The organism is Escherichia sp. 93.1518, assembly GCF_013368915.2.
Classification (GTDB): domain Bacteria; phylum Pseudomonadota; class Gammaproteobacteria; order Enterobacterales; family Enterobacteriaceae; genus Escherichia; species Escherichia ruysiae.
Map to the genome: position 1 here is coordinate 1 of NZ_JABWMT020000135.1, position 244 is coordinate 244.

The window sequence follows — 244 nt, forward strand, 5'->3', positions numbered from 1 at the left end:
TGCTCAATACGCTGCAGGGCTGACAGTTCAGAAAGCGTGACGGTCACGCCGTTATATTCAAATGATTCGGTTTTCAGGAACATCGCTGACTCTCCGGATTAGCTGGCGGTGACGGTGATTTCTGCAACCGCAGCAAACTCACCATTACCGGATACAACCGGAATGTTGACCTTGCCTGCAGCAACGCCGTTCACGGTGATGGTCATACCACTGACCGACACGGTGGCTTTTGTTTTATCCGCAG

2 protein-coding genes are annotated in these 244 nt (G+C 52.0%); both read right to left on the bottom strand.

The genetic code is table 11. From position 1 onward, the window contains the following. The coding region (locus HEN21_RS23670) for a phage minor tail protein domain-containing protein (protein ID WP_214078064.1) at window positions 1-83 on the bottom strand (83 nt) is incomplete at its 3' end. A gap of 15 nt (window positions 84-98) precedes the next feature. Further along, on the bottom strand, window positions 99-244 hold a 146-nt coding region (locus tag HEN21_RS23675), incomplete at its 5' end, for an Ig-like domain-containing protein (RefSeq protein WP_171000889.1).